This window comes from Paracoccaceae bacterium (genome assembly GCA_033344815.1).
Classification (GTDB): Bacteria; Pseudomonadota; Alphaproteobacteria; order Rhodobacterales; family Rhodobacteraceae; genus Roseobacter.
In genome coordinates, this window is record JAWPMR010000001.1 from 2,220,060 (window position 1) to 2,233,816 (window position 13,757).

General features: G+C 54.4%; 14 protein-coding genes. 6 read left to right on the forward strand and 8 right to left on the reverse strand.

Annotation, left to right across the window (positions count from 1 at the left end; genetic code table 11):
- The first annotated feature begins 111 nt into the window (after positions 1-111).
- Together R8G34_10375 and R8G34_10380 are read left to right on the forward strand one after the other, a co-directional pair.
- Positions 112-849 carry a VacJ family lipoprotein gene (locus R8G34_10375; protein ID MDW3223275.1) on the forward strand — a complete coding sequence of 246 codons (738 nt, stop codon included), beginning with the start codon at positions 112-114 and terminating at the stop codon, positions 847-849.
- Positions 839-1,438, forward strand: a complete 600-nt coding sequence (locus R8G34_10380; GenBank protein MDW3223276.1) for an ABC transporter substrate-binding protein — start codon at positions 839-841, stop codon at positions 1,436-1,438. The genes R8G34_10375 and R8G34_10380 overlap by 11 nt, the downstream gene beginning before the upstream one ends.
- A gap of 20 nt (positions 1,439-1,458) precedes the next feature.
- Here R8G34_10380 and R8G34_10385 read toward each other — a convergent pair whose 3' ends face one another.
- Positions 1,459-3,666, reverse strand: coding sequence for a PBP1A family penicillin-binding protein (locus R8G34_10385; protein ID MDW3223277.1), 2,208 nt, complete (start codon positions 3,664-3,666; stop codon positions 1,459-1,461).
- 256 nt (positions 3,667-3,922) lie between these two features.
- Here R8G34_10385 and R8G34_10390 point away from each other — a divergent pair, with 256 nt between their 5' ends.
- Entirely contained in the window at positions 3,923-4,261 is a 339-nt protein-coding gene (locus tag R8G34_10390; GenBank protein ID MDW3223278.1) for a P-II family nitrogen regulator, read from the forward strand.
- 30 nt (positions 4,262-4,291) lie between these two features.
- On the forward strand, positions 4,292-5,614 hold the full coding sequence (locus R8G34_10395) for an ammonium transporter (GenBank protein ID MDW3223279.1): 1,323 nt from the start codon (positions 4,292-4,294) through the stop codon (positions 5,612-5,614).
- A 101-nt stretch (positions 5,615-5,715) separates the two neighbouring features.
- On the opposite strand, the gene R8G34_10400 is transcribed toward R8G34_10395, so the two are convergent.
- From R8G34_10400 to smpB, 3 genes are all read right to left on the reverse strand, one after another.
- A complete protein-coding gene (locus R8G34_10400) occupies positions 5,716-6,900 on the reverse strand; it encodes an amino acid aminotransferase (protein ID MDW3223280.1) in 1,185 nt (394 codons plus the stop codon).
- Positions 6,900-7,754 carry a 3-mercaptopyruvate sulfurtransferase gene (gene sseA / locus R8G34_10405; GenBank protein ID MDW3223281.1) on the reverse strand — a complete coding sequence of 285 codons (855 nt, stop codon included), beginning with the start codon at positions 7,752-7,754 and terminating at the stop codon, positions 6,900-6,902. Before sseA ends, R8G34_10400 begins: the two co-directional genes overlap by 1 nt.
- A 152-nt stretch (positions 7,755-7,906) precedes the next feature.
- Positions 7,907-8,395, reverse strand: a complete 489-nt coding sequence (gene smpB, locus R8G34_10410; protein MDW3223282.1) for an SsrA-binding protein SmpB — start codon at positions 8,393-8,395, stop codon at positions 7,907-7,909.
- A 137-nt stretch (positions 8,396-8,532) separates the two neighbouring features.
- Between smpB and R8G34_10415 the strand changes: the two genes are divergently transcribed.
- Positions 8,533-9,384 carry a hypothetical protein gene (locus R8G34_10415; protein ID MDW3223283.1) on the forward strand — a complete coding sequence of 284 codons (852 nt, stop codon included), beginning with the start codon at positions 8,533-8,535 and terminating at the stop codon, positions 9,382-9,384.
- Between the two features lie 640 nt (positions 9,385-10,024).
- Positions 10,025-10,402 carry a histidine triad nucleotide-binding protein gene (locus R8G34_10420; protein ID MDW3223284.1) on the forward strand — a complete coding sequence of 126 codons (378 nt, stop codon included), beginning with the start codon at positions 10,025-10,027 and terminating at the stop codon, positions 10,400-10,402.
- Here R8G34_10420 and R8G34_10425 read toward each other — a convergent pair.
- The 4 genes from R8G34_10425 to R8G34_10440 form a co-directional block, all read right to left on the reverse strand.
- Positions 10,399-11,049: a DUF1523 family protein gene (locus tag R8G34_10425; protein ID MDW3223285.1), complete on the reverse strand. Its 651-nt coding sequence runs from the start codon at positions 11,047-11,049 to the stop codon at positions 10,399-10,401. The genes R8G34_10420 and R8G34_10425 overlap by 4 nt on opposite strands.
- Positions 11,050-11,062: 13 nt before the next feature.
- Entirely contained in the window at positions 11,063-11,329 is a 267-nt protein-coding gene (locus R8G34_10430; GenBank protein MDW3223286.1) for a hypothetical protein, read from the reverse strand.
- A gap of 246 nt (positions 11,330-11,575) precedes the next feature.
- The gene (locus tag R8G34_10435; protein ID MDW3223287.1) at positions 11,576-12,799 is read right to left on the reverse strand and encodes an aminopeptidase P family protein; all 1,224 of its coding nucleotides are present in this window, start codon (positions 12,797-12,799) and stop codon (positions 11,576-11,578) included.
- Between the two features lie 120 nt (positions 12,800-12,919).
- Complete coding sequence (locus tag R8G34_10440; protein MDW3223288.1) at positions 12,920-13,708, reverse strand: alpha/beta hydrolase; 789 nt, start codon at positions 13,706-13,708, stop codon at positions 12,920-12,922.
- Positions 13,709-13,757 lie beyond the last annotated feature (49 nt).

Sequence of the window (13,757 nt, forward strand, 5' to 3'; positions counted from 1 at the left end):
ACCTTTGCCCCCTAGGCATCTCCCGAAAAACAATTACGTACAGTCAAAATTTCTCACAGGATCCTCCCAGTGTCTTTTTCCCACCAAACGAAGCCTCCGATGCGCCTCGCCGTGCTGTTGGCAGCAGTTCTTTCCATAAGTGCGTGTGCCACTTCTCAGGATGTCGCAACACGCTCGGATGGGATCAATGACCCCTATGAAACGCAGAACCGCAAAATTCACAGCTTCAACAAGGGCTTTGATAAGAACGTGTTCCGGCCTGTGTCGCAAGGATACGGCGTTGTGCCCGTAGAAATGCGGAACACCATCAATAACTTCTCTGAAAACCTGGATATGCCTGGGGTTGCTATCAATAGCCTTTTGCAAGGCGATTTGCGCGGCACCGGTCTTGCGACGGTGCGTTTCATAATGAACACCACCATTGGTCTCGCTGGATTCTTTGATGCGGCCGATGAGCTGAATATTCCGGCCCACACCACCGATTTCGGCGAAACACTGGCAGTTTGGGGTGTCGGCGAAGGTGCCTACATCGAACTGCCTTTCCTTGGTCCGTCGACGCAGCGCGCCACGACCGGTCTGGTTGTAGATTTCTTCACCAACCCGCTGACCTTTAGCACCATTGATGGCGACGCCCGGATCATACCGCCAGCCTCAAAAGGCGTTGCGGCATTGAATGACCGCGAGCGTTTCAGTGACAGCTTCGATTCCGTATTGTATGAAAGCGCCGACAGCTATTCACAGTCACGCCTGATCTACCTTCAGAACCGCCGCTTTGAATTGGGACAGGACGCGGCCAATGACACGGATCCCTTTTCCACCGACCCTTACGAGGACCCCTATGCTGAGTAACTTCAATCGCCGAAATTTCATTCTGAGTGCGGCCGCGGTTTCTTTGCTAGGCACAAATCAGGCGTTTGCCTTGACAGAAGACGCCGCGCGCAGGCTTGTGGATCAAGTCGTTGCCGACATCGACCGGGTCATTTCGTCCGGCAAGTCGGACGTGGCGATTCTGCGAGAGTTCGAGAAACTCTTCGTGCGGTACGCTGATGTTAACATCATGGCACAATATGCCCTGGGTGCGGATGGGCGCTCCGCATCGGCATCCCAAAAAAGAGCCTTCAATGATGCGTTCACGGGATACATCGCCCGCAAATATGGCAAACAGTTCCGTGATTTCGTCGGGGGGCGCGTCGAGGTTCAATCAGCCCGCCAGATCAAAGCCGGTTATGAAATCAAGACGCTGGCGTACCTGCGGGGCGATGGGCCTTTCGAAGTGGCATTCCATGTGTCCGACAAATCCGGACGCGACAAGTTTTTCAACATCTACATCGAAGGTGTGAATCTATTGCTCACGGAACGCAATGAAATTGGCTCCATGCTCGATAGCCGGGGCGGCAATCTCAACGCTTTGATCGCAGACCTCAAAAAAACCAGCTAGTGGATCCGCTGACACCAGTGTCAGCGATCCTCGCCCTTAACGTTGGGCGCGCGTGCGCCATCACCACCGCCACCTAGAATATCGCGCAGCAGACCTTCGAGAATGCCGACAGCGCCGCCGTCGCCTTGCTGCCCTCCGCCGGTGTCACGCGTTTCGCCCGCCTGAGAGGGCGTGACACTGGGCAGCGGTTTGAGCGGCACACCCTCATGCACTCGCATCATCGTCTCGCGCCAGATCTCGGCAGGCAACCCGGCACCGGTGACGCCTGTCAAGGGTGTGTTGTCATCATATCCCATCCACACACCAGCCACGTAATCTGCTGAAAAACCAACAAACCATGCGTCCCGCGCTGCTTGAGTGGTCCCGGTCTTACCCGCCAGCTCACGATCGCCAAATTGGGCACGCTTCCCGGTTCCCTCTGAAACGACCTTCTCCATCATGTAAACCAACTGACGTGCCGCCGTGTCTTGAATAACCCGCTCCCCGATCCCGCCACCGGTCCCCATCAGGGGTTCATTATCGCCCAGCAATCGTAGCTCCACCAAGCCATAAGGGATGACGGAGGAGCCACCGTTCAGAATACCCGCATACGCTCCGGTCATTTCAATCAACGTGCTCTCAGACGCGCCCAATGCCAGAGCAGGACCTGCCGCCAGATCGCTGTCCAACCCAAACTCGCTTGCCACTTGCCGCACGAGGTCGCGTCCCACAAATTCGGAAACCTTTACCGCTGGGATGTTCAGACTGTCCTGCAAGGCGCGCGTCAGCGACACTTTGCCATAAAACTTGTTGGTATAGTTGCGCGGAGACCAAGGGCCTGATCCAGGGATATCAATGGTCAGGGGTTCATCCGTTACCGTGTCATTGGGCGAATAGCCCAGATCCAGTGCCGCAGCATAAACGAATGGTTTGAATGCAGACCCTGTCTGACGTTTGGCTTGTACCGCCCGATTGAAGGCGCCAACAACTTTCGCCTTGCGCCCTCCCACCATAGCCCTCACCGCACCATCGGCAGACATCACCACGATTGCCGCTTGCGCTTTGCTGCCCTCACGGATCTTGTTTTCAAATACCCACTGCATCGCCTCATCCGCCGCACTTTGTATGCGCTGATCCAGCGTTGTCTTGATGATCACATCCTCAGTCGTCTTGCGGGTGAAAAATTCGGGGCCGGATGACATCACCCAGTCGGCAAAATACCCCCCCGCACGCGCTTCAGCGGCTTCAGACAATTCAGCCGGGTTGTCTTGCGCCTCGCGCGCTTCGGCATCCGACAGATACCCCTGTTCGTTCATCAGCCGGACAATTGTCGCCGCCCTCCCTTGCGATCTGGTCAGGTCATTGGTGGGCGCAAAACGCGTGGGCGCCACCAATAAGCCGGCCAGCATCGCAGATTCCGCTGGGTTCAGATTCGCCGCAGACTTACCGAAATAGCGCTGGCTGGCGGCTTCAAACCCCCGCGCGCCCGCCCCCAGAAAGGCGCGGTTCATATAGATCGTCAGGATGTCATTCTTGGAATACTTGGCCTCCATCGCCAGCGCATAGATTGCCTCAGAAGCCTTGCGCTTGATGGTCCCGCGCCGGCATTCCGCTTCGTATTCCGCTTCGCTCTGTGTGGTCGGATCATAAGGCACGCCAAGGCACAACAGTTTGGACACCTGTTGCGTGATCGTTGAGCCGCCATGCCCGGACAACGGGCCACGTCCTTCACTCAGATTGATGCGCATAGCGCCCGCAATCCCCCGCGGACTGAGCCCAAAATGGCGATAGAAGCGTTTGTCTTCGGTGGCTACAATCGCGTTTCTCAGGTGCGGCGATACGGTCTCTGCCGTGACCACACCACCAAACTGATCTCCGCGCCAAGCGAAGACGCGACCCTGATCATCCAGCAAGGTCACCGAGCCCCGTGCGCGACCATCCAGCAAGTCGTTCACATCAGGCAAAGTGGTATAGTAATAGCCAACGGCAAGTCCGAGCAAAATACATACCACTGCGCCAATTCGCCATGTAATGCGCCAGATCAAACGCAGGATCCAGCGCACAATTCTTTGGAAGAAACCGATGATGCCACCTCGGCGCTTCGCCGGTGCTTTGCGGCGCGCGGTCTTGCGTGGCTTGGCCTTGGGTTTGGCCGTTGATTTGGCAGGCGATTTGCGCGCCTTCCTGGACGGCGCAGCATAGCGCTTATCCGCGACCAACGGTCGCTTGCCTTTACGTGAATCACTCATGAAGAACCTGCCCGGCCCAATTTTGTTAGACGTAGTGTAGCGCGCCTGATCAAGATTGTTGAGATCGTCTTGCACAGAAAGATCATCAATTATTTGATTACTTTTTATGCATTTTTGGTATTTCGCTCATTTTTTAATCATGCGACTTCGAAATCTCAACGGGTCAGGACTGTGAATCTTCCATGTTCGCCGGGCGATGGCGTTTTCTGCATGCGCAAACATTGCAGAGAACTCTGCCAAGTTAAGGGGACACGAGGTGAAACTCATCATTGCAACAATCAAGCCGTTCAAGCTGGAGGAAGTGCGTGAAGCACTGACCGAAGCCGGTGTGCGCGGCATGATGGTGACCGAGATCAAGGGGTTTGGCTCTCAGTCAGGCCATACAGAAATTTATCGCGGCGCGGAATACGCCGTGAATTTTGTGCCAAAGGTCAAAATTGAAATCGTTGTTGCGGCAAGCGCCGTCGATCAAGTGGTCGAGACAATCACCAAGACCGCACATACGGGCAAAATCGGCGACGGAAAGATCTTCGTCCTGAATGTTGATCAGGCTGTCCGTGTCCGTACCGGCGAAACCAACGAAGACGCGCTGTGAAGCGGCACTTCACAAACAGGGATACTCACTATGACACATTTTAAGACTTTAGCTGCCGCCGCTGCGCTGGTTGCGCTGCCGTCGCTGGCGCTGGCGCAAGACGCAGCGCCCGGATTTGACGAAATTGGCCCCTACATCATGACAACGCTTTTGTTCTTGATGGCTGGCTTCCTCGTATTCTTCATGGCCGCTGGATTTGCCATGCTTGAAGCGGGCCTCGTGCGTTCCAAAAACGTGGCGATGCAGTTGACAAAAAACATCTCTCTATTCTCTTTCGCCGCCATCATGTACTGGCTCATTGGCTTCAACTTGATGTATCCGGGTGACGGCTGGACCATCTCCGGTTGGGTCGGCCCGTTCTTCTCCCAGACTGTGCTTGACCCTGTTGGCATCGCCGCCGCAGACGCCGCACTGGACTATGCTTCTATCGGTTCGGACTTCTTCTTCCAGCTTGTGTTCGTTGCTGCGACTGCGTCAATCGTTTCAGGTGCTTTGGCTGAACGCATCAAGCTCTGGCCTTTCCTGATCTTCGTCATCGTGCTCACCGGCGTCTTTTACCCCATTTCCGGGTCCTGGCAGTGGGGCGGCGGCTGGTTGTCTGAAGCCGGCTTCTCCGACTTTGCAGGTTCCACAGTTGTACACTCAGTTGGTGGCTGGGCAGCTCTTGCAGGTGCCATCGTACTTGGCCCACGGATTGGCAAATACGGGAAAGACGGGCGCGTGAACCCGTTTCCTGGCTCCAACTTGGCACTTGCGACCTTGGGGACATTCATCCTGTGGCTCGGTTGGTTCGGCTTTAACGGCGGCTCGCAGTTGGCTGCTGGCACTGTCGGCGATATCTCCGATGTATCGCGTATCTTTGCGAACACCAACATGGCGGCGGCTGCCGGTTCAGTTGCGGCCCTGATCATGACCCAGATGATGTATAAAAAGGTCGACCTTACAATGGTGCTCAACGGCGCTTTGGCGGGGTTGGTCTCCATCACTGCTGAACCTCTGGCACCGACGCTCTTTGGGGCGCTCTGGATCGGTGCAGTGGGTGGTATCATCGTCGTGTTGGCCGTGCCAATGCTTGACAAGTTCAAGATCGACGACGTTGTCGGTGCAATTCCCGTCCACCTGCTTGCGGGTATCTGGGGCACGATTGCCGTGATTTTCTACGGCGACGCGAGCCTTATGACGCAGCTCACAGGGATCGTCGCTTATGGTGTCTTCACCTTTGTCGCATCACTGATCCTCTGGTTCATCCTCAAAGCGACGATGGGTATCCGGGTCAGCGAAGAAGCCGAGATCAATGGTCTGGACACAAGCGAGCTCGGGATGGAAGCCTACCCGGAGTTCTCGAAAGGGTAAGTCTTCACCTCAGAAAAACGAGCGAACCCGGGCTTAAATGCCCGGGTTCTTTCTTTTAAGCGGACAGGAATGCACTGGTCCGAACTTTGAATGCTTCCGCTTTAAATGCCCGCGTCGATAATCGCCTTCGCAAGGATTGGCACGGTATGGGCATTCAACCCAGCGATATTCATGCGGCTGTCGGACACCATATAGATCCCGTTTTGTTCGCGCATCTGCTCGACCTTTTCCGGTGTGGTACCCAACCGCGAGAACATGCCACGATGCTGAGCAATAAAGCCAAACCGATCAGAGCCGGACAAACGCTGTAACTCGGCTGCCAATTGGCTGCGCAGACCCAACATGGAGTTTCTGACCTCCTCTAACTCTGCCATCCAATTCGCGCGCAATTCGGCATCATTCAGAATCATCGTCACAAGACGCGCGCCGTGATCAGGCGGAAACGAAAAATTTTGCCGGTTCAGAAACGCCAAAGTATCTTGATGCAATTTTCGTGCTTCGGTGTTCTGGCTAAGCGCCATCAACAGGCCAGTGCGTTCACGGTAGATGCCAAAGTTCTTGGAGCAACTCGCCGCAATCAGGCATTCCGGAACCGATGAGGCGACCAATCGCGTAGGTGCGGCGTCTTCTTGCAGACCATCGCCAAACCCCTGATACGCGATGTCGATCATTGGCACGGCACCGGTTTCGTTCAAAACATCCACAACAGCGCGCCATTCCGTCATGTTCAGGTTTGCACCCGTTGGATTATGGCAGCACCCATGCAGGAGGACCACATCACCCGGCTTGGCTTTCTTGATGTCCTCGATCATGCCAGTAAAATCGACACCGCGGCTTTCTTCGTCGAAATAACGGTAGCGCATGATTTTTATGTCAAGGTAGTTCAGGATCGAAATGTGATTGGGCCAGGTCGGGTCTGAAACGAACACGCGCGCCTCTGGCCGTGCCAATCGAATGAGTTCGAATGCCTGACGCACGGCACCCGTTCCACCTGGCGTAGCGACAGCAGCAATATTTTCGCGTTTGACCGCCTGCGCTAAAACAAGCTCGATCATCGCATCCGCAAAAGCAGGATCGCCGGCAAGACCCGTGTAGACCTTGGTATCCTGCTCTTCCCACAGCTGTTTTTCAGCAGATTTGATAGCACCCATTATGGGCGTCAATCCAGATGAGTCTTTATAAACACCGACGCCCAAATCGATTTTTGTTTGGCGCGGATCGTCCTTGTACATCTGCATCAGGGCAAGAATGCCGTCGGCAGGGCGGTTTTGCAGTGTTTCAAACATCACGCTTCTCCGGTTGCAACAGGGACGGTCGGGAACATACCCCATTCGGCCCAGGACCCATCGTAAAGAGACCAGTTCTTGTGACCCATACGCTCCAGCGCGAGCGCAAGAACAGCGGCCGTCACGCCAGATCCACAAGAGGTAATGATCGGTTTGTTCAGATCGACACCGGCCGCTTCAAAAATCGCGCGACAGGTTTGCGGGTCTTTCATCGTCTTGTCCGCATTCAAGAGGCTTGTGTATGGCACATTACGCGACCCCGGAATGTGACCAGCACGCAGCCCCTCACGCGGTTCGGGGGACTCGCCGCGAAACCGGGTGGCGGCACGCGCGTCTACAATGACGTGATCCCCCAGTTTGGCAGCTGATGATACCTGAGTGACGTCACGCACCAGCTGATTCTGCACCCGAACGGTCATATGACGGTCTCGAATGACAGGCGGCATATCTTCGAGCGCGTGGCCTTCAGATTTCCATTTGGGAAAACCTCCATCAAGAACGGCTACATTTTCCTGACCCATCAGACGAAACAACCACCAAACACGGGCCGCAGAAAGAAGCCCCGCACCATCATAGACGACGACCTGATGACCGTCGCCGATGCCCATAGCCCGCAGGCGTGACATGAATTTCTCGACAGGTGGCGCCATATGCGGCAAATCTGACCGATTGTCTGAAACATCCTCGATGTCGAAAAACCGTGCACCAGGTATGTGCTCGGCCTCATACTCCGCGCGCGGATCACGCCCTGCATCGGGAAGGTACCACGAGCCGTCTAGAACCCGTAAGTCCGGGTCTTTCAAATGCTGGGCCAACCAAGAAGTAGACACCAGTGTTTTTGGATCATTGGTCATGACAGGCCCCGCAGCATTGATATGCCTCTGGGTAACGCCAGCAGGCTGTGGTATCAAGCCCAGTTGGACCGGAGAAGTATCCTAAAGCGTACCCTGCTTCATACCGCTCCAGACATGACAGGTGGGTAAGGTGGGATTTAGGCCACCTTGGATCATCCGTGATCTTTCATGAGGCGGGATTTTTGCCGCGACCAGTCACGTTTTGCAGCCGTTTCGCGTTTGTCGTGCAACTTTTTACCCTTGGCGACACCAATTTTTATCTTCGCCATGCCGCGATGATTGAAGTACAGCACCAGAGGCACAAGCGTCAGGCCTTTGCGTTGAGTGGCGTTCCAAAAATCAGACAGTTGTTTGCGCGAAATGAGCAATTTGCGGCGGCGGCGCTCCTCGTGCTGAAATGTCTTGGCCTGTTTATATGGGGCAATATAGCTGTTGACCAACCAAAGCTCCCCGTCTTCGACAGCGGCATAGCTTTCGGCAATATTCGCCCCCCCTGAACGCAGAGACTTCACTTCAGATCCTTCCAGAATGATCCCGCATTCAACATCATCCTCAATTTCATAGTCAAAACGCGCCCGCCGATTTTCGGCGACCACCTTGTAATTGGGATCGGACTTGGATGCGGATTTCACTTGGGCCATGGTGCCAGATGTAGGCGTAGACTGGGCCTCGTGCAACCCACGAGCCTGCGCGTGTCCAAGTGGTCACAAAAGCCCCGGATAGGCGCAGCGTTCAGAATGGTGTATGACAAATGCATCATACCTGACCGGAGACCATGATGTTTAATCCGACAGCCACATTGGCATCCTCTTTTGGAGACCACTTGTCGGAGACCTTTCTTGATTACTTTTCCGGCCGCGATCCGCAATACGCGGCCTACATCAATGGGTGCGCAAAGATGGTTCTGGAACGTCTGGCAAACTCAGATGCCCTTTACCACAACGCCGAACATACGATAATGGTCACGCTTGTTGGTCAGCAAATTATGCGTGGCAGATTGGTGACAGAAGCGATCCAACCCCGTGACTGGCTGCACTACATCATCGCATTGCTTCTGCATGATATCGGTTATCTGCGAGATATCTGTGAGGGCGATGGAGCGATTGATGTGGTGATTGACGCCAAAGGCAACACTATAACGCCTCCGCGCGGTGCTTCAGACGCATTTCTGGCACCCTATCATGTGGAGCGCGGTATGATGTATGCGCGCCGTCGGTTTTCTGACTCGACCTTCATCGATCAGGAGCGCATTGCCAAAGCGATTGATTACACGCGTTTTCCGGTACCCGAAGATGAATATTATCATTCAACTTCCAGCGAACCCGCCCTGGTGCGCGCTGCAGACTTGATTGGCCAAATGGCCGATCCCTTTTACCACCGCAAAATCGGAGCCTTGTTCCTCGAATTCAAGGAAACCGGGATGGCAGAACAGCTGGGGTATCAAAGCGCAGTGGATCTGATGGAAAAATTCCCGGACTTTTTCTGGTCGCAGGTTCAGCCCCTAATTGGACCCGCGTTGGGCCATCTGGAACAAACGATGGAGGGCAAACAATGGGTCGCTCAACTCTACAATCACATCTTTCAAGTAGACCATCGAACCAGCGTGCTCGGCCCTTTCGGCGGCTCTTGAACAGAGCGACCAATCGCTTGTTTCGGTTCAGATTTCGCTCCAATCCAATCCGCTGAGCGCCAGTTTGCAGACGGGGGATTAAGCGTCCGGAGACGGCTTTTGCGATGGTTCATTCCCGAAAGGTCCGCGACCAACATTGGTAGAACGCCACATGTGGCAGTTCGGACAATATTGGCCCTGTGCAGGAATCCATTGCAACGTTCTTTCCGATACGGGCTACTTTCTAACGGGACCTAGAACTCCAAGTACTAACTGTCGCAAAAAGTTCTTATGGATTTCATCAAGTCGTTCTTGTCACAAGAGGCGCAAATGCAACCATTCTGGAATGATCCCGAACTTTTAGGAAAAGTTGGGGGCTGGAAAAACCACCTGAAAATTTCGCGAATATAATTCTCGCTGAGGCTCAAACCTTACTTTTTTACACCTACGGATGATAAAAAGCGCCCTTCGGAAGTATGTCAGGATGGTTTCTTTGATCTAAGCTGTGCACCCACCGAGCCCTGCTAGAAATTTCAGCATTCAAATGCGGGCTGGCCAGATGCCTCCATCAAGCCCTTGGACAAAATGCAATCTATCTCGCAGGATGCCCCAAAAGTACATCGCGCACGAAAAACATCAATTTGACGCTCAAGGAGACCCTATGAGTTACGCCTATGACGACCAGAACATCTTCGCCAAAATTCTGCGCGGTGAGATCCCGAACACCACTGTCCTGGAAACGGAGCACTGCCTTGCATTTCGGGATTTGTATCCACAGGCACCGACACATGTGCTGGTCATTCCGAAAGGACCTTATGTCAGCTATGATCATTTTGCCGCCGAAGCGTCCAACGCCGAGATTGTCGACTTTACCCGCGCGATTGGCGAAGTGTGTCGCCAAGAAGGCGTGTCACTGGTAGCTGGCGACGGTTTTCGACTGATCTCCAATGCGGGGGCAGACGGCGTGCAGGAAGTACCCCATCTTCACGTTCACATTTTGGGTGGGAGACCGCTGGGTCGTATGTTGGCAAAAGCCTAATACCCTCGACGTTTGGCGGCCCACCAACGGCGCAGACGGTTACGCTTTTCCGCCATATTGTCTTCTGCCGCTTCCCAACTGTCTTGCATCTCTTCGAGTTTTGGATCGATCCGGGCTTGTCTGAAGCGCCGCCAGCGCACCCAAATTGCGCCAAAAAGCACAGCCAAACCACCCAAAATAAGGATGTTCATCCAAGGCAAAGGTTTACTGGCGTCCGGACCATCCACCGGCCACAGCGAAATAGCATTTGGGAAGATCGTGAAGAACTCTATGCGCCATCCATAGTGTCGAATCGCGACGTATTGAGGCGCAGCCGAAGTTGATTTGGCATCCGCCGCCTCGGCCTGAAGGTTAGAGGTATCGAATTTGAAATACGGCGGCCAACCCCAACCTGTGTCTTCGTTCCGGTACACCATGACCTTGTCGTCCACGCGCCGGGATTGAATAAAAAACACATCTCGACTTGTGGCATTTGCATTGGTCCCCACATCCGCCTGCGCCCAGAAAAGGCGATTTTCGCCGGGGTCAATTCTTTTCTCATAAGTGTCCGTAACCCGAACGATATCTACCTGAGGCAATGTGTAATGAAACACCGACGCAATCAGTGCCCAGAGCAAGATTATGAAAACCCATTTGACGTAAAACATAACAGACCCTTTCTCAGGCGAAATTCGTAAAATAGATGAGCAGGCAGACCGCGATTGTCGGGATCACATAGACGCCCAGAATTAATTTGCGACGCAACGAGCCATCGTATTCCCTCAGACCAGCTTTCACAAAGCTTTCCCGATTGCCCGGTCCGCGGTTTTCATCCCACTCTGCTTCCAGTTTACCGCGTCTGACAGCACGTGAATAGAAGGACAGGCATATATAGACAATCGTCAAAACGACGAAGCCCATTCCCAGCAAACGTGCCAGTGCGAACATTACGGTCTCCCTGTCTCTGCGTCTTGCTATCGTTATAACGCACGTCAAGCCAAATAGTATCACGCGTGCTTAAGACGTGCGCCTGTCTTTTCAAATGTGGTCTGTTTTGGAAAGGTCAATTCCAATCGCAGCGACAAAACCTCTGAAACTCGAAACGCCGAATCCTCAAAGGTCAAAAATTGCCAGAGGCCGGGGTGACCCCGGTGTCGGTCCCACAGCACACGAAACGCACTGCGGGACCCTCAATCAGCCTACAACATTGAATTCGGGGCCATAGGGATATCCGGTGATGTTTTCATTGCCGTCCTCTTCGATCACCAAAATATCGTGTTCACGGTACCCGCCTGCGCCGGGCTGATCGGCCGCAAGGGTCAACATTGGCTCCATCGAGATGACCATGCCGGGTTCCAGAACCGTGTCGATGTCCTCGCGCAACTCCAATCCGGCCTCGCGACCATAGTAATGGCTAAGAACGCCAAAGGAGTGGCCATATCCAAAAGTCCGATACTGCAGCAGGTCGCGCTCGGCAAAGAACTCATTAATTTTATTTGTGATTGCCGCGCAGGACGCTCCGGGCTGCAAGAGACTCATCCCGTATTCATGGGCCGCAACATTGGCTTCCCAGATCTTCAGGCTTGCGGGGTCCACCTCGCCGACGAATAGGGTGCGTTCCAAAGCGGTGTAGTATCCTGAAATCATGGGAAATGTGTTCAGCGACAGAATATCGCCCCGTTGCAGGACTCGTCCCGTCACCGGGTTATGCGCCCCGTCCGTATTCAGGCCCGATTGGAACCACACCCACGTGTCGCGGTATTCCGCATCCGGGAAGCGTTTAGCGATTTCCAGTTCCATCGCATCACGCCCTGCCATGGCCACGTCAATTTCGCGAACACCTGCCTTGATCGCATCGCGAATGGCATAGCCCCCCACATCGGCCACCTGAGCGCCGTGACGGATTAACGCGATCTCGGCCTCGGATTTATGCATCCGCTGACGCATTGTCGTTTCGTACAGATCCACCATCGTCAGTGGGTTCAGGAACTCTTCGAGTTTATCGCGCTGCATTAGTGTCAGGTGGTCGCCTTCATACCCGATGATTGCATTTTTGCCCGCAACAGATGCCACCGCGCGCCAGAAATTATCGCGCTGCCAGTCGGTATAGGTAATATTGTCGGCAAAGCTGCGACGCCAGGGTTGTCCTGTATCAATGCCCGCGCTGATCGTGACCGCATCCGTGGCCGTCACAACCAATCCGTAAGGACGCCCGAACGCGCAATACAAAAAACCCGAATAATACGCGATATTGTGCATCGACGTGAACACAGCCGCCGAGGCCCCAATAGCTTCCATGCGTTCGCGCAACTCGGTCAGGCGCGTTTCATATTCACCGGCTTCAAACGGAAGCGGTGATTTTTCACCGTTGTGGTATCGGTACATTTCCGGACGGTTGGCGATATTTTGGGCGGTCATGTCAGACCCTCCTTGTTCAGAAAGGTCCCGGCGTTCAGGACGTATCAAGGCATAACAGGGGCGACGCCATCGCCCGCAACCTGTTTAACCCATGGTCGATTCACCGCGTGCGATCAAGTGTTATTGCCCAGTTAGAAACCGGACCATATCGCTTGCCGGATTTTCAAGAGCATCGATCACGTCAAAATGGTGTTTGCCCGGTACAATCACCTGCTGTGCGCCCCATGCTTTAGCCTGGAATTCGGCTTGCTCCAGAAACACCGGGCGTTCATTCGCGCCAACCCAGATTTTGACCTTCGCCTCCTCCGGTCGCGCCATGCTCGCCAGGCTTTCCGCACGCGCCTCCTCGGCGTCTAAACGCAATATTTCATTCATTGACGTCTCAAGCAGCGGTTCAAGGTCAGCAACCGGGGAAATTGAGGCAATCCGGTCGATCCTGCGGCGTACCGGTTCGGGCAGCACCAAAGGATCCATCATCCGCGACACCAAATGGCCCCCTGCCGAATGACCTGCCAGTGCGATGGGCTCAAACGTGCGATCCGCGATCTTCGTTACTGCGGCGGCAATTTGTTTCGTGATCTGCGAAATCCGCACATCGGGGCATAAATCATAGCCAGGCATCGCAACGGACCACCCGGACGCCAGCGCGCCTGTCGCCAAATGGGACCAATACGTCCGGTCAAAAGCCTTCCAATACCCGCCGTGCACAAAGATCAATGTACCCTTAGAAACACCCTCAGCGTTAAAGAAATCAAACACCTGCCGTGCGCTTGGACCATAGGCCAGACCCGTCTCGGCCCGTGCACCAAGCCGCGTTCGAAATGCCGCGGCGGTTGCTTCCCACCTTGGCGGATAGGCATCAGCCCCAGTAATGTAAGCGGCATTTGCGTAAGCATCGTCCAGTGGCATCATTTTGATCTTCCTCTTTTCGGAACTGGACAATCATACTCAGAGTTGA